Below are 19,625 nucleotides of genomic sequence, written 5' to 3'. Positions count from 1 at the left end.
TCTCCAGGGGGATTGACCGATGGACATCGGCGGTGAGCGTAACGAGCGCTTCACTTTCCGCTCAACTGAGGTCAACTAACTGTGACGTGCACATATGCAACAAGCGACGGTGGGGGAGGAATATGCGCGCATCACCCGCATACCTCACAGTCGCGGCTTTAGTCATCGCTGTGGTGTCCGTCTCTTCGTCCGCACCATTGATCGCCTTCGCTGCAGCTCCCGCGCTGGCAGTGGCGTTCTGGCGGACGGCGCTGGCCTTCGCGGTATTGACGCCCATCAGCGTGGGACCCCGGCGCGCAGAGGTACACACGCTGGTGAGCCCGGACGGTCTGTTCTCCGTCTTGGCGGGTGTCGCGTTGGCCGCGCATTTCGCCACCTGGATGCCGAGCGTGCAACTCGGCTCGGTCGCCACGGCTACCGCACTGGTGGCAACCCAGCCGGTCTGGCAGGGCCTGCTCGCTGCCGCCTTTCCCCGCCTCTCCGCCAGCAAGCCCCCGTCCCGCCTCGGCTGGGCCGGAATTCTGCTCGCCGTGGCCGGAGTCGCCTGGGCCACCGGCGTAGACGTCGGCGTCTCCGCCCAAGCCGTCGTGGCGGACCTGCTCGCGCTGCTCGGCGCCATGGCGGCCGCGGTCTACACGGCCTTCGGCGAGCGGGCGCGTACCCGGCTGAGCACCACCACCTACACCTGGACCTGCTACGGGACCTGTGCAGCGCTGCTGCTGCCGGTATGCGTGATCGCAGGCGTACCCATGACCGGCTTCGACAGCCAAACCTGGGCGGCGATCCTCGCCCTGGTAGTCGGCGCCCAACTCCTCGGGCATTCGCTGTTCAACTACGCATTGCAGCACGTCACAGCCACGACGGTCAGCGTGCTCATCCTGCTCGAGGTGCCCGGCGCGGCGCTGCTGGCCTGGGCGTGGCTGGGACAGACCCCACGAATGGCAGCGTTGCCCGGGTTGAGTGTGCTGGTTGCCGGCGTCGCAGTGGTGATCTTTGCGGGAGCGCGTACCCGTCGGGCTGCCGCGCTGCTGCCGGACTAGGGCACGTCTTACGGATCATGACGGCCTGCGCCGGCCCCAGCGTCCGCCTCGCGGCGCGGTCCGAACGGGGCGAATACAACACCGGTATTCGCCTGCTCGGCCCACTTGCGAGACGAAACCTGGACCTCGGCTCGGCGTCCACATGATCCGAAAGACGCACCCTGGGGCTCGCCCCGCCGTTGCCCCCCAGGCAACGATCGGCGGCCGGGCCGCGTCCCAGCGCCGGGCGAACGTCGTTGAACCCCTTGTCGAACTGCCGCTGTACGCGGTAGAGAGGGAAGATGCGATGCGCCGTTTTCGATGTCTGCTGGGCGGACTGCTGCTCGGGATGGTGCTCTTGACCGGCTCCTGCAAAGACTCGGAGCCGGACGCGCCCGGCCTCATCGGCGGCTGGACCACGGCGGGCTGCGAATTTGCCCGTACCCCCGAAACGATGGACGTCGCCGGCAAACAGCTTCCGGTGACGCCCGCGCTGTTGTCCGCGGCGATAGCCCGCATCGACGCTGGCGGCCGTGCAGACTTCGCCGCCAGCTATGCGGGTGTCGAGGTCGACCAGGAACGGGTACGAGCCATCGTCTACCGCATCCCCTCAGCTGCCTTCGATACCTTCATCCGCCGCGCCGCCGAAGACACCTGCGTCTTCGTCCGCGACGCGCAACACAGCCTTTCCGAGCTCGCCGGCTGGTCCGCCCACCTCACCGCCGACCTGGATACGTGGAAAAACCGGGGCGTCCGCATCTCCACGATCTCCGCCCGGCACGACGGTGTCGGCGTCGAGGTCGGCACCCAAGACATCGACCGAGCGCGCCGCGAACTACCCCGCCACTACGGCCAGACCGCGCCGTTGATCTTCGTCGAAGAAGGCCCGGTGACCCCGATTCGCGGCCCCGGCATCCCCACCGCCCCGCAGCCGGGCGGCTGAGAACCCCCGAGCCCTGGCATCCCCATGGTCCTGCAGCAGGACGGGCGTCAGAAGGTCCTCGAAGAGTCGTTGGCGATGAGGGCGACCAGGCCCACCATGGTGAGGACGGTGAGGGCGGCCACGATCCAGCCGACGATGATCCCGGCGAGCGCCATCCCGCCGCCGCCAGCCCCCGTGCGGGCGATGCGACTGCGGGCGACATGGCCCAGAATCGCGCCGACGATGCCCAGCAGGCCGCCGACCCAGAAGCCGCAAAGGCCCAGGACAGAGGCGCAGGAAACGACCAGCGAAGCGATCGCCATGTTGTCCGTCGAGGGGGCGACGGGCGGCGGAAACTGCTGATACGAATACGGGCTTGCGGGGTAGCCGGCTGGTCCCTGCGGGCCGGCATACCCGTAGGCCTGGGAATTCATCGGAGCGTAGGGATCCGGGGCCGAGTAAGCCGACGGGCCGTAAGGCGGCTGCGAGCCGAACGGCTGGGGCGCGAACGGCTGGGGCGCGAACGGCTCTGACGCAAGCGGCTGGGACGCAGGTGGCAGCGGACCGTAAGACTGCGGGGGGAACGGCTCTGACGCAGGCGGCTGGGACGCAGGCGGCTGGGACGCAAGTGGCTGCGGACCGTGGGGCTGCGGACCGTGGGGCTGGGGAGCGTAGGGCTGCGGAGGCTCATAGGCCTGGAAGGGCGAGTCCGGCGGCGGGGGCTGGCTGCCGTCTGGGCCGGGCACCGGTGGGTAGGTCATGAACAGCCCTTCCTTCGCTGGTCGGCTGGGACGAGCTCGGCGCATCCGGAGCCTACGATCCGGCCCCAAGGATAGGAGGCTTGGTCACGATCGGCTGTCCGGCCGCCTGAGGTTGTGGATAACGCCATGGCGGTACCTGATCTGCGCCACGATTGGGGCTATGTTTGCCCCTCTGCGTGCGAGCGGGCAGGATCGCCGCATGGTCTTCGACGCCCGTTCCACTACTGGTAGCCGGTCGAGGCGCGACGCGACGCGCCCCGCAGCCGGTCGCCGGCCCCGATCCGCCGCGCCCGCCTTTGAGGCCGAGCCGCTCGCCGCGGAGTCCGCAGCGGTGGCGACCGAGGACACCGCGCCCGAAGCGGACGAAGCCCCGGTGACCCTGCGCTTGGATGGCAAGGTCGCCCTGGTCACCGGCGCAGGCAGCCCGGACGGCATCGGGTACGCCACCGCCCGCCGGCTGCGCGACCTCGGCGCCCGCGTGGCTATCGTCTCCACCACCCGCCGGATCCACGACCGCGCCACCGAGCTCGGCGTGACCGGCTTCGTCGCCGATCTGACCGACGAATCGGAGGTGGGTGCCCTCGCCGACGCCATCACCGACCAGCTCGGCGACGTCGAAGTCCTGGTCAACAACGCCGGCCTGGCGAGCCGCACCAGCCCGGAGGTGCTCCGGCCGGTTGCCCAGCTCACGTACGACGAGTGGCGCGCGGAGATCGACCGCAACCTGAGCACGGCCTTCCTGTGCAGCCGGGCCTTCGTGGGCGGCATGGCTGAGCAGGGCTGGGGCCGCATCGTCAACCTCGCGGCCACCGCGGGCCCGATCAACGCCCTGCCGACCGAAGCCGCCTATGCGGCCGCGAAGGCAGGTGTGGTGGGCCTCACCCGGGCTCTCGCGATGGAACTGGTGGCCGACGGCATCAACGTCAACTGCGTGGCCCCGGGCACCATCTACACGGCGGCTTCCACGGTGACCGAAATCAAGCAGGGCCTCGGCACGCCGATCGGCCGCCCAGGCACCCCCGATGAGGTCGCGGCGGCGATCGCTTTCCTGTGCTCACCGGCAGCGTCGTACATCACCGGGCAGATGCTGGTGGTGGACGGCGGCAACAGCGTCCGCGAGGCAGAGTTTCGCTGAGGCCGCCGCGCATCCCGTTCGCCCGGTGGACACCAGAGGTCCACCGGGCGATGGTCATTCAGCAGGTCGAGAAGGCCGCCGTGCCGGCGCCGCCCGTGACGATCGACGAGCAGCTCGCTGGTCGGTCAGTAGGCCGAGCAGCCACTCGCTGGCCGGTCAGCAGGCCGAGGCGCCGCTTGCTGGTCGGTCAGTAGGCCGAGAAGCTGCTCATTGGCCGGTCAGCAGGGCGAGGCGCCGCTTGCTGGTCGGTCAGTAGGCCGAGAAGCTGCTCGCTGGCCGGTCAGTAGGTCGAAGAGCTGCCCGCCGCGATGATCGGCACCAGAATGGCGAAGGTGCAGATCAGCACGTAGAAGATGGTGATGATGTAGCTCACCCACAGGCCAGCGGTCGCCAACCCTTCACCGGACTCGTTCGTCATGCGGATCTGCTTCTTGGCGATGTGGCCGCACACGATCCCGGCCGGCGCGAAGAAGAAGGCAAGGACCAGGCTGAGAATGGCCATGGTGTTGGTCGGCGCCGGCATCGCCCCGTACCCCGGCTGGGCGTACGGCTGACCGTAGCCGGGCTGACCGTAGCCGGGCTGGGCGTACGGCTGCTGCCCGTAGGGCTGACCGCTGGAGGGCGCGCCATACGGGGGCTGCTGCCCGTACGGCTGGCCGCTCGACGGCGCACCGCTGGACGGAGTCGCGTACGGGTCCTGCGAGTACGGCGAGGTGGGGTCGTAGGACGGCTGCTGCCCGTACGGTTGCTGCGGCTGGTACGGGTCCGGGGTGCCACCGGGCGGCGGGTAGGTCATTAAAGGTCCTCCTAGTTCACCCGGCACCGTACTAGCCGGCGCGGTATCGGGTGACCCCCGATACTGCGTGTCTAGTCACCCCTTCGGCGCAAGTCACCCGACCCGAACCGCCCAAGAGGCGTTATTTCGGTACAGCCGGCATTCAGTGGCGGGCGAGATCAGGTGAGCTTGGTGAGGCGGCCAACTGCGCGTTCGACTGCGAGGCAGCTGTCTTCGACATAGTCCATGCCGGCTTCGGTGGCGATGCGGCGGGCTTCGGCGGAGAAGATGCCGGTCTGCAGCCAGACCGCAGGGGCCTTGATCGCGGCGGCCTGCCGGACGACTTCGATGGCGTCGGCTGCGGGGCGGAAGACGTTGACCAGGTCGACCGAACCGGGCAGGTCGGCAAGCGTCGGCACGGTCTTGATGCCGAAAACCTCGTCGACGAACGGGTTGACCGGAATGATCTTCCAGCCGTGCCGGAGCAGCTCCAGTGGCACGGAATGCGCGGGCTTGCGGGGGTCTCGGGACGCGCCAACGACCGCGATGACGTCGGCCTCCGCCAGGATCTGTTGTGCATTCCTCATGCTTCGACTCTATCGATGGGGGCTGCCGGAGCCCGGGGTGGCTAGCGCAGCGGGTCTGTGCGGAGTTGTCACAGCAGGGTGAGTTGGTGTGATTCAGGGCCAGTCGAGGACGCGGAGTGGGGCCGCGGGCCGTTTTCGCCGTCGAAAGGCACCTGCCGGGCTGCGGTCGGGGTGGCCCGGTGGAGTCCGTGACGTCGGGCGGCCACGCGGACGCGGGCGGCGAGTTCTTTCTGAAATGACTGCGGCAGGTAGGAGCCGTTGGCGTACAGCTCCCGGTAGCGTGCAGCGAGGTGCGGGTGGGTTCGGGTGAGCCAGGCGGCGTACCACTCGCGGGCGCCGGGTCGCAGGTGGAGGGCGAGGGGGCTCACGCTGGTCGCGCCGGCGGCGGCGATCGCTTGGACGGTCTCGTCGATGGACTCCTCGGTGTCGGTGAGGCCAGGCAGGATCGGGGCCATCAACACACTCACGGAGAAGCCGGCATCGGTGAGGCGCCGGACGGCATCGAGCCGGCGTCGGGGGCTGGGCGTGCCGGATTCGACCGCTCGCCAGACGGACTCGGTGAGGAAGCCCACGGAGAACGCCAGCCCGACGGTCGTGACCTTGGCCGCCTGGCGGAGCAGCGCGAGGTCCCGCAGGATCAGCGTGCCCTTGGTCAGGATGGAGAAGGGGTTGGCGAAGTCCCGCAGCGCAGACAGGATCTGGGGCATCAGGCGGTAGCGACCCTCGGCGCGCTGGTAGACGTCCACGTTGGTGCCCATGGCGATGGGTGCGCCGGTCCAGGCCGGGGCGGCGAGCTCGGCCCGGATGAGCTCGCCGGCATTGACCTTCACGATCACCTTGGAGTCGAAGTCGTGGCCGGCATCCAGGTCGAGGTAGGTGTGGGTGTTACGGGCGAAGCAGTTGTGGCTCACCACTCCGTCGGCGATGAAGTCGCCGGTGCCAGTGGTGATGTCGAAGAGGGGCAGGGTGAGGCCCAGCTCCTCGATGTCCGCGACCGTCAGATGGGCGTCGCTGCGGACATCGACCCCGCTGGCATCCAGCGGCGCATCGCAGACGCCGGTGAGGTGCCGGAAGCGGAGAGCCGCCCACAGGTCGCGGGCGATCTCGACGGAGTGAACGCCGCCGAGCTGCGGGTGGGGTGGGCGTCGGCTGGGCAGCCCCAGGTTCGTGAGAGCGTCGGTCACCCGATCAAGGAAAGCGTGGTCACGGCTGGTGAAGACGATGCCCAGGCCGTCCACCGAGCCGGCGGCCCCGAACGCGCCGGCGAGGAAGCCGCGGTGCCACGCGCCGGTGGGCAGCTCAGGCCAGTGCAGGGCCTCATGCAGCGCTATGTCGTCCAAGTAAGCGTCAGCGCGGATCCACGGGTCGCCCTCGCGAGGAAACGGGGTGGCCGCGGCGCCGGCGTCGCCGCGGATGAGGCCGCAGAGGTAACCGGTCTGATAGTCGGGCGATTCTTTGGGCGGGTCGGCGAAGTGCCCCACGCCGGACATCCGATCTCCGACGGCCAGCGCGGGCAGCTGTGGTGCCGCCGGGCTGACGTGGCGCCAGCCGCGGTCGGTGAGAAACCGGTGGTCGCCGCTGGTCACGAGCCGGGTGCCGTCGGCGAGGATGACCCGGTAGGCCGGCTTTGCCGTGGTCCAGTGGTCGAGGACCGTGGTCTGCACGTATCGCCGGTGTGCGCCGGTGCCGCTGGTGCCGAGCACCGCGTCGCCGGGCCGCAGCTGCGACAACGGTCTGGTGGACCCGTCAGCGAGCAGGATCGGCGTATCGCCGCTCAAGCAGTAGGAGCAGGCGTGGGAACAGCCGCGATAGGGGTTGAGGGTCCACTGGAACGGAACGCGTGCGGTCCCCGGCACCCGGTTGATGATCGACTTGGCCCGGATCTCGAAGAAGGTCATGCCGGCAAAGTCCGGGGTGTCGAAGGTGCGGACGGTCGCCTCGGGCAGCGCCAGCGGCAGGGGTGAGGCCGCCAGCGCCGCGTCCGAGAGCGAGTCGTCGCCGGCCGATGCCGACAGGTGAGACCATCGCATGGCGAAGATTCGAACACATGTACGAGTCGACTGTCCAGCCGGTTCACTCGACCTGTGGAAACGGCGAAGCGCCGCGGATCGAGGGCGATCCGTGGCGCTTCGGCAAGCTGCTTGCTGAGGTGTGGTTACTCGGCGCTGCTGGTTGCCAGCTGCTTGCGCACATCGTCCATGTCGAGCTTTTCCACCTGGTCGATCAGGGACTCCAGGGCCGACTCCGGGAGGGCGCCCGGCTGCGAGAAGACGATGACGCCGTCCCGTACGGCCATGATCGTCGGGATCGAGCGGATGTCGAACTTCGCGGCGAGCTCCTGCTGCGCCTCGGTGTCGACCTTGCCGAAGGTGATCTCGGTGTGCTTCTCCGAAGACCGCTCATAGGTGGGGGCGAAGCGCACGCACGGCCCACACCAGCTTGCCCAGAAGTCGACCAGCACGATGCCGTCCTGGCTGGTCACCTCGTCGAAGTTCTCTGCAGTCAGCGCAACGGTCGCCATGATCTCTCCGTCCACGGGATTGGGGCTACGTGGCCTTACAACCGATCGTCCACCTCGGCAATTCCCACGTGAAGGCGGGGGGACACGTGGTCTACGGCACGATTTTCCCTCAGCCCGTCGGCGGACGCGCGACCCCGATCGTAACCGAAAGTAGGGGAGCCGCTTTCAGATGTTGCGAAATCGCCGGCGTCCACTGTGTGTTTACTCCGGTGCAAGGCATGCCTACCTGACCTGGGTAACAACAAGGTCGCAATGTCTGGTAATAGATAACAAACCTTTCTGTGACTTGGGTCACTTTGAAAACTCTTCACATGTGCACGGACGGTAAGGCAAACTCATTCCCAACAGAGCGTGGGCGGCGGGTGCCGGGGAGGGCCCCGCCGCTCATTGCGTCTCCCGTCGAATCGACGACTCAGGCCGTGACATCACCGGCCCACCCTTTTCCAGCATTTGGCTACCTTGGCTCACCCGGCTCCGCTGCGCCCGGCAAACGAGCAGGGCTGCCCGAAGGCCGCTCAGTCTCCGCAACTACCGTCCTCGAGCATGGCGGCGGACGACAACGACTTGGCAGGCGGCGCTCCCGCGAGCACGAAAACCAGCAACGGCGGCGAAGTCCTGCCAGCCGGCAGCGCGCTGGCGGAGACCGAGGTCGGTGTCGGACCGTGGTCGGGACCTTGGCCGGACGACGAGCACTACGACCCCGAACTGCTCGAGTGCGGAGACCGTCGCAATGTCGTCGACCGATATCGGTACTGGCGGCGAGAAGCCGTGGTGGCCGATCTCGACCTGCGGCGACACGGCTTCCATGTGGCGATCGAGAACTGGCAGCATGATTTCAACATCGGGACCGTGGTGCGCAACGCGAATGCTTTTCTCGCGGCTGAGGTGCACATCGTGGGCCGCCGGCGGTGGAATCGGCGGGGTGCGATGGTCACTGATCGCTATCAGCACGTCCGGCACCACGCGACGATCGAGGAGTTTGCCGACTGGGCGACGGGCGCCGACCTGCCGATCGTAGGGATCGACAACCTGCCGGGTGCGCGCCCGATGGAAACGGTCACGCTGCCGGCGCGGTGCGTCCTGCTCTTCGGCCAGGAGGGCCCGGGCCTGTCCGACTCCGCCCGCGCTGCGTGCAGCGCACTCTTCTCCATCGCACAGTACGGGTCCACGCGCTCGATCAACGCGGGCGTCGCGAGCGGCATAGCCATGCATTCGTGGGTGCGAGCCCACGCTGGCCCGCCGCCTGCCTGAACCGCGAGCCGACTGGGTCGCAGGGTGCAGCACCTGACTGGGCGGGAGCCGATCGGGCCGTAGGGACCGCGCCGCCAGCCCGCCGCTTGACGCTCGCGGCGGGGGATAGCTTTCCATCCGCTCGGGTTCTGCCGATCCGCTTGACGGGGGCCGCCCGGACCCGCACCTTTAGAGGGTGGGTGTCACGGTGAGTTGCCCCCGTTGTGCTGCTCAGGTCCGGCCGCCGGACCTGATGCACAGTGAATGGCGCTGCGACAACTGTGGCGACGTCCATCCTTTCCATGTGGCTGAGCACATCGGGCCGGAAATCCTCGAGAGTGCCCTGCGGCAGCCGGTCCGTACGGTCGAACGGATTCCTTGGTGGTGTCCTTGGCCGTTGCCGCCGGGCTGGATGGTCACCGGCGTGGGGTGGGCGGGTGACGACCGATCGGGTGTCGGAGCGACCGCACTGTCCTGCACCGGTCCGGACCCACTGGGTGGCGGGCCTGCCGACCTGGTGTTGATCGCGGAGCAGCCTGGCGTGGGGTTGGGCACCCGCTTCGCCGGCATTCCGGGCATCGATCCGGGCTACCTGATCGCCGAGGCGCTGGGTGAGGGCGGGAGCCGCCCGGGGCCGCATGCCAAGATCAAAGTGGGCGGTCACCCCACTCCACTGTGGTGCGTCAAGTCCCCGGAGGACCGAAGCGCCTATGTGAGTGAGGCCAAAGGAATGTGGCTCTATGCGGTAGCGTGGCCGGCAAGCGCGGGCTACTTCCTCGCCGAGCATGTCGTGCTGCACGACCTGTCCGACGGGATTCCGCCCGAGCTCGTGTTCGGAGCGCCGTCGCCGTATCTGCACGGTCGGGTCTGACCCTCACCCCGGTTGACCTGCGGGAACGGTATCGGCTTTTCGGCCACATTGTTCACACTGTGCAGCGAAACTGATACCGTGAGTGTTGCTGCGGCGTCGACCGTACCCGCAACGGAGGAGCAGGCCCGCCATGATCAAGAAGGTTCTCACCTGGCTTGGCATCGCATTCTTGATCTTCTTCATTGCGTTCAACCCGAACTCGGCCGCCGCGGTCTTCGAGTCGCTCGGTTCCACCATCGGAGACATCGCCCGCGGTTTCGGAACGTTCTTCACCAACCTCGTCGCCTAACATCGCCGTATGGGTCCTGGTGAGCCGCAGCAGCCTGATGGTGAGGGTGCGCGCCGCCCTCGGGACGACGACGACGATTTCGGGTACAACGATCCTGCCTTCACGGACGACGGTCCGGAGTATCGGCCCGGCCGCGCCTCGACGAGCGGTCCCGGCTTCTCACCCAGCGCTGGATACTCTTCGGACGCCGGTTACTCGCCCAGCGCGGGCTACGGCGACGACTACGAGACCCGTGAGCAGGAGCGCTACCGGGATCCCGGCGAATACGAGGCGCCGGTCTTCACCGAGGAAGAGCTGCAAGGCCTCGGCGGTGGTGACGGAGGCGCTGGCGGTGTCCCGGGTGGACCCCGGCGCGTGCTGCCGCTCGAAGACGAGCCGACCACACTGGTCTCTCGCTACCTCTTCCCGACCGAGCGGTACCGCGGTGAGTGGAAGCGGCACTGGATCCATCTGTCCACACCGCTGCTGATCGGCATCGGCGCCACCCTGCTGCTCGGCTACCTCGCCGGCTTCCTCACCCGCCAAGAGATCGACGGCCTGGTCACCGCGGCCGTGCTGATCTGGCTGGGTGTGATGGGCTGGGTCGCGTGGAAGGTCGGCGACTGGTACTTCGATCGGTTCATCCTCACCAACAAACGGGTGATGGTGGTGAACGGAATCATCACCCGTCGGGTCGCGATGATGCCGCTGCTCCGGGTCACCGACATGAAATACGAACAGTCCGCGCTCGGCCGGATGCTGAGCTACGGCACGTTCGTGCTCGAGTCGGCGGGCCAGGACCAGGCGTTGCGCGAGGTGAAACACCTGCCCAACCCCAACGAGCTCTACCTGCGGGTCGTCGAGGAGATGTACGAGCCGCAGGCGGTCGAGGCCCGGTTGGGCAAGGACGGTGACGCGGGCGACGACGCCTGACGTCGGTCCGGGGATTCTGGCGCGTACCCGCTAACTTCTCCGGGTGACCCGAATCGACCTGCACTGCCACTCGACCGCCAGCGACGGCACGCTGACCCCGGCCGAACTGGTCCGTGCCGGCGCCGAAGCAGGTCTCGACGTGCTGGCCATCACCGATCACGACACCACCGGTGGCTGGGCCGAGGCCGCAGCGGCACGGCCGGCCAACCTCACTTTGGTACGGGGAGCCGAGCTGTCCTGCCGCTGGCACGGCGTCGAACCGGCGATCCCGCTGCACCTGCTCGCGTACCTGTTCGACCCGGCGGAGCCGCGGCTGGCCGCCGACCTCGCCCGCATGCGCCGCGACCGGGAACAGCGGGCCGAACAGATCGTCGACCGGTTGCGTGCCGACGGCGTGGACATCAGCTGGCCCGAGGTCAGCGGCTATGCGGCCGGCGGGTCGGTGGGGCGCCCGCACATCGCCCAGGCGCTGATCCGGGCCGGGCTGGTCCGCACCACGGACGAGGCGTTCGCGTCCCGATGGCTGGGCTCGCGCTACTTCGTACCCAAGGCTGATCTTGATGTTTTCGAAGCGGTGCAGGCGGTGCGGGCCGCAGGCGGGGTGACCGTCTTCGCCCACCCGAACGCCACCAAACGGGGCCGGATCGTGCCGGACCAGCTCATCGTGGACCTGGCCGCTGCGGGACTGTTCGGGCTCGAAGCCGACCACGAGGACCACACCCCGGAACAGCGCGCACACATGCGGGCACTGGCCGGTGAGCTCGGCCTCGTCGTCACGGGATCGTCCGACTTCCACGGCACGCACAAGACCGTCCGGCTCGGGGCGTTCACGACTGAGCTTGCCGCGTACGAAAAAATCGTCGCTGCCGCGACCGGAGTGCCCGTCCTGGGGTGACGGTCCTCGCAGTTCAACGCGGGAAATCGGCGCGCCGCCTAGGTTGGGCGCGTGGATCTTAAATTGTTCGGCGAGGTCTTCGTGACCCTCCTGGTGATCGTCGACCCCCCGGGCATGGTCCCCGTCTTCCTGGCGCTGACCGGCACCATGCCGACCAAGGAACGCACACGGGCCGGCACCCAGGCAGTGCTGCTGGCGCTCGGCGTGATCGTCGTGTTCGCCGTCGCCGGGCAGACGCTGCTCGACTATCTGCACGTGGAGCTCCCGGCCCTGCAGGGTGCCGGCGGTCTGCTGCTGCTCCTGGTGGCGTTGCAACTGCTCACCGGCAAGGTCGACGAGGCCTCGGACCAGGGCGGAACGGCCAATGTGGCGCTCGTCCCGATCGGCACCCCGCTGCTCGCCGGACCCGGCGCGATCGTGGCGACCATGCTGTTCGTCCAAGACGAGAAGACCGACACGGCGATGGACTACACGGTGATCGGACTCGCCATTCTCGCGGTCATGTTCACGGTGTGGCTCGTCCTGCGATTCTCGGGCGGCATCGTCAAGCTGCTCCGCCCGGCCGGCATCGAGGTGCTGACCCGAATCGCCGGTCTGCTGCTGGCCGCGATCGCCGTGCAACTGGTCGCGGACTCCGTGGCGGCGTTCGTCAAGCATTACGCCTGATCGGGTTGTCGGACCCTCCTGGCAGGATGGAGCCGTGCCCAGGATCTCGCAGCGAACCGCCGCCGTGCCCGAACAGTTGGGCTTCGCCGGCATGCCCGAGCGCCTCTTCGTCTGCACGCCGAGCAAACTCGGCTCCTACGCCGACTGCCCCCGGCGCTACCGCTACACGTATGTCGACCGGCCCAGCCCGCAGAAAGGCCCGCCCTGGGCGCACAACTCGCTCGGCGCGAGCGTGCACACCGCCCTGAAAAACTGGTATGCCCTGCCGGCCGCCCGCCGTGGCACCGATGCGTTGCCCGGACTTCTCAAGGCAACCTGGGTGCGCGAGGGCTACCGCGACGTCGACCAGGAACGCGTCGCCTATCGCAAGGCTCTCGACTGGCTCGACACCTATGTCGCCGGCATCGACCCGGAGGACGAGCCACTAGGCGTGGAGCGGGTGGTCGCCACCAAGACCGGCGTCCTCGCCTTCAACGGCCGCGCTGACCGTATCGACGCCCGCGCCGGCGAGGCCGTGATCGTCGACTACAAAACCGGCCGTTCCGGCCTCGACGCGGACGATGCCCGCGGTTCCCAAGCTCTAGCCCTTTACGCGTACGCGGCACAGCGCGTGTTCCGCCGCCCGTGCCGCCGCGTCGAGCTGCACCATCTGCCCAGCGGCACGGTGGCGGCGCATGAGCACACGGACGAGTCACTGGCCCGTCAGCTCAGCCGGGCGGAAGACACTGCCCGAGACATCATGGCCGCGGAGAAGGCGGTCGCTGCGGGGGCGGATCCGGACGCGGAGTTCCCGGTGAACCCCGGGACGTTATGTGGGTGGTGTGACTTCCGGCGGGTTTGTCCGGGAGGCGCGGAGGCGCAGGGCAAGGAGCCGTGGGCGGCCGTGGAGCATCTGGAGCGGGCTGAGTAAAGGCAGCTTTCCGGGCCGCTGAACTTCGCGGGCTGGGTCCTTTGCTGGCTGGCCTCTTCAGACTGGACTCCGTCCGGGCCTGCGCTGTCCGTGGGTGGTTAGGCGAGGCCGGCGCGGGTGAGGGCTTCGCGGCGTTTGGGAGCGACGCGGTAGCGCTCGGGTAGGGCGGAAATGCCGGCCTTGAGCAGCAGGCGGAGTCCCCGCACGGAGAGGTCGGCCGACAGGTCGGTGGTCGCCCAGCCGAGACCGCCATAAATCTTGCGCGCCCAAGGCGGGAGCAGGCCGATCGCCGTGGCGGCGATGCCGAAGTATGCCCAGCGTGTCGGCCCGAGCGTCAGCCCGAGGCGCAGCGGACGGCTGCCCCACGACGCCGGCACCGGCGGAACAGTGAGGAAGAGGGCCGTCTCAGCGCTGTCGCGGGTCAGGCTCAGCTCGGGCTTCATCGCCTCGTAGTAGGCAGTCACCTCGGCCGCCGTCGCGGGGACTGACGTCGGATCCAGCCCGACCAACTTCGCGGATCGGAGCTGCTCGGTGTAGTAGCGGTCGACTTCTTCTTCGGTGAGGTCTAACCCCGCACGGCGGGCGGTGGTCAGGAATGACTCCACCTCGGTCACATGCACCCAGCGCAGCAGGTCCGGCTCGTCAATACGGAACGTTTCCCCCGTACGTGGATCGGTCGCCGTCATGCGGGCATGCAGGCGCCGGATCCGGCTCGCTGCCTGGTCGGCCTCCGCGGTGGTGCCGTAGGTGACAGTCTCGACGTACATCGAAGTGCGGTCCAAGCGGCCCCACGGGTCGGCGCGGTAGCCGGAATTCTGCGCGATCGCCGCGACAGCGCGGGGGTGGAGGGCCTGCAGGTAGAGCGAACGAAGGCCGCCGAGGATGGAGATCGGTTCTCGGAGCACCTTCCAGGTGACCGAGTCGGGGCCGAACAGCCCCACGTCGCCAGTCGAGGTCATGTCTACCAGCCTGCCACGAACCCGGTGAAGTTGAACAGGTTCAGAATTCTTCGGCCTACGCCCTGTGGGTCGCGCTGCTTCGGTGCGTGGGTGATCTGGCGGGCTCGCTGTGCCGGCCAGCTCGCCGGATCTGAGTGGTGTAGGCCGGTTGGTGTTTGGCACGCGTTGGGATCGCGGGTGTCGGATGGGTTCGGCGCAGCGGGGTGAACCGGATCGACCCCGCTGGCGTATGCGCGGTCAGAGGATGTGCTTGGCTCGACTTGGCCTTAGGCTTGCACCATGATTGTTTAACCTTCAAGGAGGTTGACCGTGTTCGACCAGATAAACGGCCTGCCCGTCCACGCCCTCGTGATCCATGCGGCTGTCGTCTTCGTCCCTCTCCTCGCCGTGGCCGCAGTGGTGTACGCGTTCGTACCGCGCTGGCGGGCAAAGGTCGGTTGGGCCACCATCCTGTTGGCCGTGGCCGCCCCGGTGACAGCATTCGTCGCCAAGCAGTCTGGTGCTGAGCTGCACGATCGCCTCGTCGCCAACGGCATGTCCGGACCGCCCTTGACCAAGATCGAGGAACACGCGGGCTTCGGCACGATGACCTTCTACTTCTCCCTTGCGCTCGCGGTAGCGACGCTCATCCTGGTGTTCCTGACCCTCAGGCCTGCTGAGCGCAGTCTGCCGCGCGTGGCAGACCTGCTGCTCGGAGTGGTCATGCTCGCCCTGGCAGCGGTCTCCGGGTATTACGTGTTCAAGACCGGTGACACGGGCGCGCAGGCGGTGTGGGGCACCTCGTCCTAGTGGGTGGTCGCCCCGGCCGTGGACCCCTCCTGACCACACGTGCGACTGACGATCGCGGTGGTGCTGGCTATGCGAGATGCGTGGGGTCGGCGGCCGGTGTGGCTATCCACCATGGGGCACGAACCGGCTGTAGATCTTGATCAGAAGATGGCGCGTGCGCAGAGCAAGAACATCACGATGATGGCGATGGCGCCGACGACCATGCCCACGCCGTACGTCATGGTGCGAGCTGCGCTCTCGGACGCGTCCAATGCCTCGGTGTTCTGGGCCGGCATGATTCTGGGGGGTGGAGACTCGGACACGACCGGGGGACGCCACAGCGGGGAAGCGGGAGCAGGCCGGGGCGGTCCCGGATAGGTCGGCGGATCGGGCTTAGGCGTAGGCGTCGGACGCTCAGCGCCGAACGAGTCCCCGGACTCCGCGTCGGGACGTTGCCAGTACGAGTGGTCGTCGGATCCGGTCGGGGCGCTCACGTTCATCGACGCTACATCCATCGGGTGCGGACAGCGCGCGCGACGCGGCTTACCCTCTTACCGTGGACATCCTTGACGAACCCGACCGCGACGCCGATGCGGAGCGCACCGTCGACTTCGAGTCCGAGGAGACGCCGCTGCTGCCGGACCAAACCAGCGACGACACCGAGCGCGGCTGGGGTTATCGAAACGCCGACTCGAACGACGAGCGTCTGTTGGAGGACCGGCCGCCACACTGGGGCTGACATTCCCAGCGGTAGCTGACGCATCGAGCGGTCCACAGCAGCTCGGCCTGCGACGGGGTGAGGTCAGAGCCTGGGTGGGTGCTGTTTCCCGGTAGCCACATGCCGCGAAGCTAACGATGCGCGAGGCGTTCTGGGTCGATGCCTGTGGATAACTGCGCGTTGTGGATAACTCGAGATCGCCATGGCCCGCCCGGTAGAAAGGGACGGGCCACGCCGCCGCGGCGACCCGGTTAGGAAGAGGTCGAAGCGGTGGACGACGACGTCTTGGCGGGAGCCGGGGCTGGCGACGGAGAGGAAGCCGCCGGTGTTGCCGAGGTCGAAGACGTCGAGGACGAGTCTGACTTGCTGTCCGAGGATGACGAGGACGCCGAGGACGTCGCCGGCGAGGCCGCTGACGATGACTTGTCGCCGGTGCCGGAGCGCGAGTCATTGCGATAGAAGCCGGAGCCCTTGAAGACGATACCGACCGAGTTGAAGACCTTGCGGAGCTTGCCGCCACAGGCTGGGCACTCGGTCAAAGCAGCCTCGGAAAACGACTGCACCTTCTCGAGCTGCTCCCCGCACTCGGTGCATGCGTACTGGTACGTGGGCACAAGTCCTCCGCGTCGTTCTCGATGGCTGGCACTCGCCGACTACGAGTGCCAATGTTCCGTCATCGGAGTTTATTTCGTCCAGTCCAAGCTCTCGCTGAGCCCCTCGGTGGGTGTGATCACGGCTTTGACCCGACAGTCGTGCGGCTCTGCGGGCACCCTGGCGAGAAGTTCGCCGTCGTGCAGGAGAGCGAGGGTGAAAGCTGTCCCGGAAACACGGGCGAGCGCGCGGTCGTAGGAGCCGCCGCCTCGGCCCATGCGGACGCCGTGGTGGTCGACGGCGAGCGCCGGGACGACGACGAGGTCTGCCTGGGTGACCGCTGCGCACCCCAGGCGTGCGCCAGCTGGCTCGAGGAGGCCGCGAGCGGCGCGGTGCAGGGACTGCGGACCCTCGTAACGGGCCCAGTCCAGGTCGCCGTCGGGCAGGAGGGCGGGCAGGAGGACGGTGGCGCCGGGGACGGCCTGGGCTAGCGACTCTGGTAGATCTCGGCCGCCGGGCTCAGCGCCGAGCGGGACATAGGCAGCGATCACTTTGGGTGATTGTTGGCGTACGAGAGCCTCAAGGGTGTGCAGGACGTGGGTGGCTGCGGCGGCTAGGAGTTCTGGGGATTTTGATCTACGCAAAGCGAGGAGTTGATTGCGTAGCGCCACCTTTGCGGCCCTATTGTTTCCCGCATCACGGGTGAAATCGGACATCCAACACCCCCTTGGGGAGACCGGCAAACGGTGCGCACTATGTCAGCATCGCTGGAAAGAAGGCCACTTCCAGGAGGACCTGTGACTCTGCGTGGCCGACTCACGACGGCTTTTCTGGTGGTCGTGCTCGGTCCGGTGCTGCTCGGATCCTTCTTCGTCGGGATGACCGTAGCCACGGTGAGCGGTGAACGGACAACGGAGCGACTCGATCATGCCGTCACTTCCGTCCGCAACGCGATGGGCTCCTTGTGCGGGCAGCTCCAAGCGGTCGCTGACGCCATCGCCGTGCTGCCACCCGACAGCCGAAAGGCTGCGGCAGATCAGATGGTGAACCGCGGACTAGCCACCGAGGTCCGGATCGCCCCGGGTGCCGCGTCGGGGGCGGCAGTGGTTTCTGGTGCTGAGGCGGGGCAGGGCCCGGACCGAGGCCGTCCGGTTGACGGCGTGAGCCAGGCAACGGAGCGGGACTGTGCGGGCCCGTCCACCGCGCCGGCGGCCCAAGGTGACGCGCTGACCGCTGCGGTGCCGGCTTCGCCTGCTGACGCCGATGGGGGCAGCACTGCCGTCACCGCCGGAGCCGCTCGGGACGGGTTCTCGGTCGTGGCGGTGGCGCGTACGGACGAGGCGTTCATGCAGCGGCTGGCTGACACCAGTGGCGCCGCCGTGGCGCAGGGGCGGGAACGGGGCGAGGAAACGGAGCGGGCTGTCGCGACTGGTCCCGGGCAGCCCATGCCGCTCGTTGTTTCGGTGCCGGGGCGCGTGCCGTACCCGCTCTATGGGCTGTTGGGTGCGGCGGTGATCGTTGTCGCGGGGATCGCGATCGTGGTCGCGCGGTGGCTCGCCCGGTCCACGACCCGGCCGTTGGAAGACTTGGTGTGGGCCGCCGGCAAGGTGGCCGACGGGGAACTCGGTGTGCGGGTGCCGGTTCGGCGGGACGACGAGATTGGGCAGCTCGCCGGCACTTTCAACCGGATGACGAGAGAGCTTCAGGCGTACGTGCAGGCGCTCACCGCCAGCCGGGACCAGCTTCGTGGGCACCTCGCCATCCTCGGCGACACCCTGTCCAGCACGCACGATCTGGACCGGATTCTGCAAGTGCTGCTGCAGACCGCGCTGTCCGCGAGTGGGGCTCGGGCCGGGATCGTGTTGCTGACCGATCCGGTCGACGGTGACCTGGTCGGGCGGTATGCGGAGGGCCTTACCGGCAGGTGGGACGTGCCCGGCAACGAGCTGGCCTCGCTGCGGGTGCCGCGGGGACGCGGGATTCTGGGGGCCGTTGCCGCCAGCGGAGAGCCGCGGCGCGGGTTTTGCGGGATCGGCGGTGGGCTGGTCGATGAGCCGCCGTGTCGGACGTACGTGGCCGTACCGATCTGTGCGCCCGCCAGTGCCGGGGATCCCCTGGTGCCGGGGGAGTGGGAGACGTCTGGGCAGCCGGCGGTGCTGGGGGTCCTCGCCCTGTACGACCGGCTCGGGTCCGACGAGTTCGACGACGCCGATCTGCTCATGCTGCGGACGTTCGCGGGGCAGGCCGGGGTGGCGGTGCACAACGTACGCATGCATGAGGAAGCGCAACGACTCTCGCTCACCGACCCGCTCACGGGGTTGTGGAACTACCGCTACCTGCGGGAGTCGATGCGCCGCGAAGTGGAACGGGCCAGCCGGTTCGGGCGGAGGCTCACCGTGCTGGTGCTGGACCTCGACCACTTCAAAGAGGTGAATGACACGTACGGGCATGCGGCCGGGGACACGGTGCTGGGTGAGTTCGCGCGGCGGGTTCGGGTCGCGTTGCGGGAGGTTGATGTGGCCTTCCGGCAGGGTGGTGAGGAGTTCGTGGTGCTGCTCCCCGAGACCGATGCATACGGCGGGATCGTTGTCGCGGAGCGGTTGGGGGCCGCGCTTCGGGACCATCCGGTGCTGATCGACTCGCATCGGGCCGGCGCAGGTTCCTCGGTGGCGGGGGATCGGGTGCGGGTCACTGTTTCGATCGGGGTCGCGGTTTTTCCGGAGCACGGTGCCACTGTCGAACGGGTGCTCGCCGCCGCCGACGACGCCCTGTATGCGGCCAAGAGTGCCGGGCGGGACACCTATCGTCTGGCCGCCGGCGAGCGGGAGCGCACGATGACGGGCTCTCAGTACAACGTGCAAAGAAAACCTGACGGCTGGCGTCAGAATGAACCTCGCAACGAGCTCCGCGACAGAAGCCGGGAAGAAGGCCAAGACTGCGGCCTGGCCGCCGGCGGTGTGACGCAGGCGGCAGTTTCGCCGGGCGTCGACGAAGGGCAATTCGATCATCCGGAATCCGTGCCGGGCGCGTCTGGCGGGCCACAGCCGCCGCGGCAAGGCCGTGGCCGATAGTCTCGGCGATGTCCGGCCACGAACT

General features: G+C 68.2%; 22 protein-coding genes. 14 read left to right on the top strand and 8 right to left on the bottom strand.

Annotation, left to right across the window (positions count from 1 at the left end; translation table 11 throughout):
• The first annotated feature begins 122 nt into the window (after window positions 1–122).
• Both ACIA1L_RS11215 and ACIA1L_RS11210 read left to right on the top strand, forming a co-directional pair.
• Window positions 123–1,040: a DMT family transporter gene (locus tag ACIA1L_RS11215; RefSeq protein WP_396072527.1), complete on the top strand. Its 918-nt coding sequence runs from the start codon at window positions 123–125 to the stop codon at window positions 1,038–1,040.
• A 286-nt stretch (window positions 1,041–1,326) separates the two neighbouring features.
• Entirely contained in the window at window positions 1,327–1,962 is a 636-nt protein-coding gene (locus ACIA1L_RS11210; RefSeq protein ID WP_396072526.1) for a hypothetical protein, read from the top strand.
• Window positions 1,963–2,009: 47 nt separating this feature from the next.
• Here ACIA1L_RS11210 and ACIA1L_RS11205 read toward each other — a convergent pair whose 3' ends face one another.
• Window positions 2,010–2,375, bottom strand: coding sequence for a DUF4190 domain-containing protein (locus ACIA1L_RS11205; RefSeq protein ID WP_396072525.1), 366 nt, complete (start codon window positions 2,373–2,375; stop codon window positions 2,010–2,012).
• 526 nt (window positions 2,376–2,901) lie between these two features.
• Here ACIA1L_RS11205 and ACIA1L_RS11200 point away from each other — a divergent pair.
• Complete coding sequence (locus ACIA1L_RS11200) at window positions 2,902–3,837, top strand: SDR family NAD(P)-dependent oxidoreductase (RefSeq protein ID WP_396072524.1); 936 nt, start codon at window positions 2,902–2,904, stop codon at window positions 3,835–3,837.
• A 280-nt stretch (window positions 3,838–4,117) separates the two neighbouring features.
• Here ACIA1L_RS11200 and ACIA1L_RS11195 read toward each other — a convergent pair whose 3' ends face one another.
• From ACIA1L_RS11195 to trxA, 4 genes are all read right to left on the bottom strand, one after another.
• Window positions 4,118–4,633, bottom strand: coding sequence for a DUF4190 domain-containing protein (locus ACIA1L_RS11195; protein WP_396072523.1), 516 nt, complete (start codon window positions 4,631–4,633; stop codon window positions 4,118–4,120).
• Between the two features lie 158 nt (window positions 4,634–4,791).
• Complete coding sequence (locus ACIA1L_RS11190) at window positions 4,792–5,199, bottom strand: CoA-binding protein (RefSeq protein WP_396072522.1); 408 nt, start codon at window positions 5,197–5,199, stop codon at window positions 4,792–4,794.
• A 68-nt stretch (window positions 5,200–5,267) separates the two neighbouring features.
• The gene (locus ACIA1L_RS11185; protein WP_396072521.1) at window positions 5,268–7,229 is read right to left on the bottom strand and encodes an intein-containing Rv2578c family radical SAM protein; all 1,962 of its coding nucleotides are present in this window, start codon (window positions 7,227–7,229) and stop codon (window positions 5,268–5,270) included.
• Window positions 7,230–7,354: 125 nt separating this feature from the next.
• Window positions 7,355–7,720 (bottom strand): thioredoxin, encoded by a 366-nt coding sequence (gene trxA, locus ACIA1L_RS11180; protein ID WP_396072520.1) that lies wholly within the window; start codon window positions 7,718–7,720, stop codon window positions 7,355–7,357.
• 543 nt (window positions 7,721–8,263) lie between these two features.
• On the opposite strand from trxA, the gene ACIA1L_RS11175 reads away from it, so the two are divergent.
• The 7 genes from ACIA1L_RS11175 (at window position 8,264) to ACIA1L_RS11145 (ending at window position 13,493) form a co-directional block, all read left to right on the top strand.
• Window positions 8,264–8,971: a TrmH family RNA methyltransferase gene (locus tag ACIA1L_RS11175; protein WP_396072519.1), complete on the top strand. Its 708-nt coding sequence runs from the start codon at window positions 8,264–8,266 to the stop codon at window positions 8,969–8,971.
• 175 nt (window positions 8,972–9,146) lie between these two features.
• Window positions 9,147–9,821, top strand: coding sequence for a DUF6758 family protein (locus ACIA1L_RS11170; protein WP_396072518.1), 675 nt, complete (start codon window positions 9,147–9,149; stop codon window positions 9,819–9,821).
• Window positions 9,822–9,951: 130 nt separating this feature from the next.
• Entirely contained in the window at window positions 9,952–10,110 is a 159-nt protein-coding gene (locus ACIA1L_RS11165; protein WP_023562582.1) for a hypothetical protein, read from the top strand.
• Window positions 10,111–10,119: 9 nt separating this feature from the next.
• Window positions 10,120–11,022 carry a PH domain-containing protein gene (locus ACIA1L_RS11160; RefSeq protein ID WP_396072517.1) on the top strand — a complete coding sequence of 301 codons (903 nt, stop codon included), beginning with the start codon at window positions 10,120–10,122 and terminating at the stop codon, window positions 11,020–11,022.
• A 43-nt stretch (window positions 11,023–11,065) separates the two neighbouring features.
• Window positions 11,066–11,917, top strand: a complete 852-nt coding sequence (locus tag ACIA1L_RS11155; RefSeq protein WP_396072516.1) for a PHP domain-containing protein — start codon at window positions 11,066–11,068, stop codon at window positions 11,915–11,917.
• Between the two features lie 51 nt (window positions 11,918–11,968).
• A complete protein-coding gene (locus tag ACIA1L_RS11150; RefSeq protein ID WP_396072515.1) occupies window positions 11,969–12,583 on the top strand; it encodes a MarC family protein in 615 nt (204 codons plus the stop codon).
• Window positions 12,584–12,674: 91 nt separating this feature from the next.
• The gene (locus ACIA1L_RS11145; protein ID WP_396073038.1) at window positions 12,675–13,493 is read left to right on the top strand and encodes a RecB family exonuclease; all 819 of its coding nucleotides are present in this window, start codon (window positions 12,675–12,677) and stop codon (window positions 13,491–13,493) included.
• A 98-nt stretch (window positions 13,494–13,591) separates the two neighbouring features.
• Here ACIA1L_RS11145 and ACIA1L_RS11140 read toward each other — a convergent pair whose 3' ends face one another.
• Window positions 13,592–14,452: an oxygenase MpaB family protein gene (locus tag ACIA1L_RS11140; protein ID WP_396072514.1), complete on the bottom strand. Its 861-nt coding sequence runs from the start codon at window positions 14,450–14,452 to the stop codon at window positions 13,592–13,594.
• A 309-nt stretch (window positions 14,453–14,761) separates the two neighbouring features.
• On the opposite strand from ACIA1L_RS11140, the gene ACIA1L_RS11135 reads away from it, so the two are divergent.
• Window positions 14,762–15,241: a DUF2231 domain-containing protein gene (locus tag ACIA1L_RS11135; protein ID WP_396072513.1), complete on the top strand. Its 480-nt coding sequence runs from the start codon at window positions 14,762–14,764 to the stop codon at window positions 15,239–15,241.
• A gap of 140 nt (window positions 15,242–15,381) precedes the next feature.
• Here ACIA1L_RS11135 and ACIA1L_RS11130 read toward each other — a convergent pair whose 3' ends face one another.
• The gene (locus ACIA1L_RS11130; protein WP_396072512.1) at window positions 15,382–15,720 is read right to left on the bottom strand and encodes a translation initiation factor 2; all 339 of its coding nucleotides are present in this window, start codon (window positions 15,718–15,720) and stop codon (window positions 15,382–15,384) included.
• A 56-nt stretch (window positions 15,721–15,776) separates the two neighbouring features.
• Here ACIA1L_RS11130 and ACIA1L_RS11125 point away from each other — a divergent pair, with 56 nt between their 5' ends.
• Together ACIA1L_RS11125 and ACIA1L_RS11120 are read left to right on the top strand one after the other, a co-directional pair.
• Window positions 15,777–15,959 (top strand): hypothetical protein, encoded by a 183-nt coding sequence (locus tag ACIA1L_RS11125; RefSeq protein WP_396072511.1) that lies wholly within the window; start codon window positions 15,777–15,779, stop codon window positions 15,957–15,959.
• A 249-nt stretch (window positions 15,960–16,208) separates the two neighbouring features.
• On the top strand, window positions 16,209–16,397 hold the full coding sequence (locus ACIA1L_RS11120; RefSeq protein ID WP_396073064.1) for a hypothetical protein: 189 nt from the start codon (window positions 16,209–16,211) through the stop codon (window positions 16,395–16,397).
• A gap of 224 nt (window positions 16,398–16,621) precedes the next feature.
• Here ACIA1L_RS11120 and ACIA1L_RS11115 read toward each other — a convergent pair whose 3' ends face one another.
• Window positions 16,622–17,245 (bottom strand): 5-formyltetrahydrofolate cyclo-ligase, encoded by a 624-nt coding sequence (locus ACIA1L_RS11115; RefSeq protein ID WP_396072510.1) that lies wholly within the window; start codon window positions 17,243–17,245, stop codon window positions 16,622–16,624.
• An 81-nt stretch (window positions 17,246–17,326) separates the two neighbouring features.
• On the opposite strand from ACIA1L_RS11115, the gene ACIA1L_RS11110 reads away from it, so the two are divergent.
• Window positions 17,327–19,600, top strand: coding sequence for a diguanylate cyclase (locus ACIA1L_RS11110; RefSeq protein WP_396072509.1), 2,274 nt, complete (start codon window positions 17,327–17,329; stop codon window positions 19,598–19,600).
• The last annotated feature ends 25 nt before the right edge of the window (window positions 19,601–19,625 follow it).

Origin of the sequence: Actinoplanes sp. NPDC051859 (assembly GCF_044452725.1) — a bacterium.
Classification (GTDB): Bacteria; Actinomycetota; Actinomycetes; order Mycobacteriales; family Micromonosporaceae; genus Actinoplanes.
The sequence above is the reverse complement of the archived record's forward strand: the minus strand, read 5'-3'. Positions and strand labels throughout refer to the sequence as shown.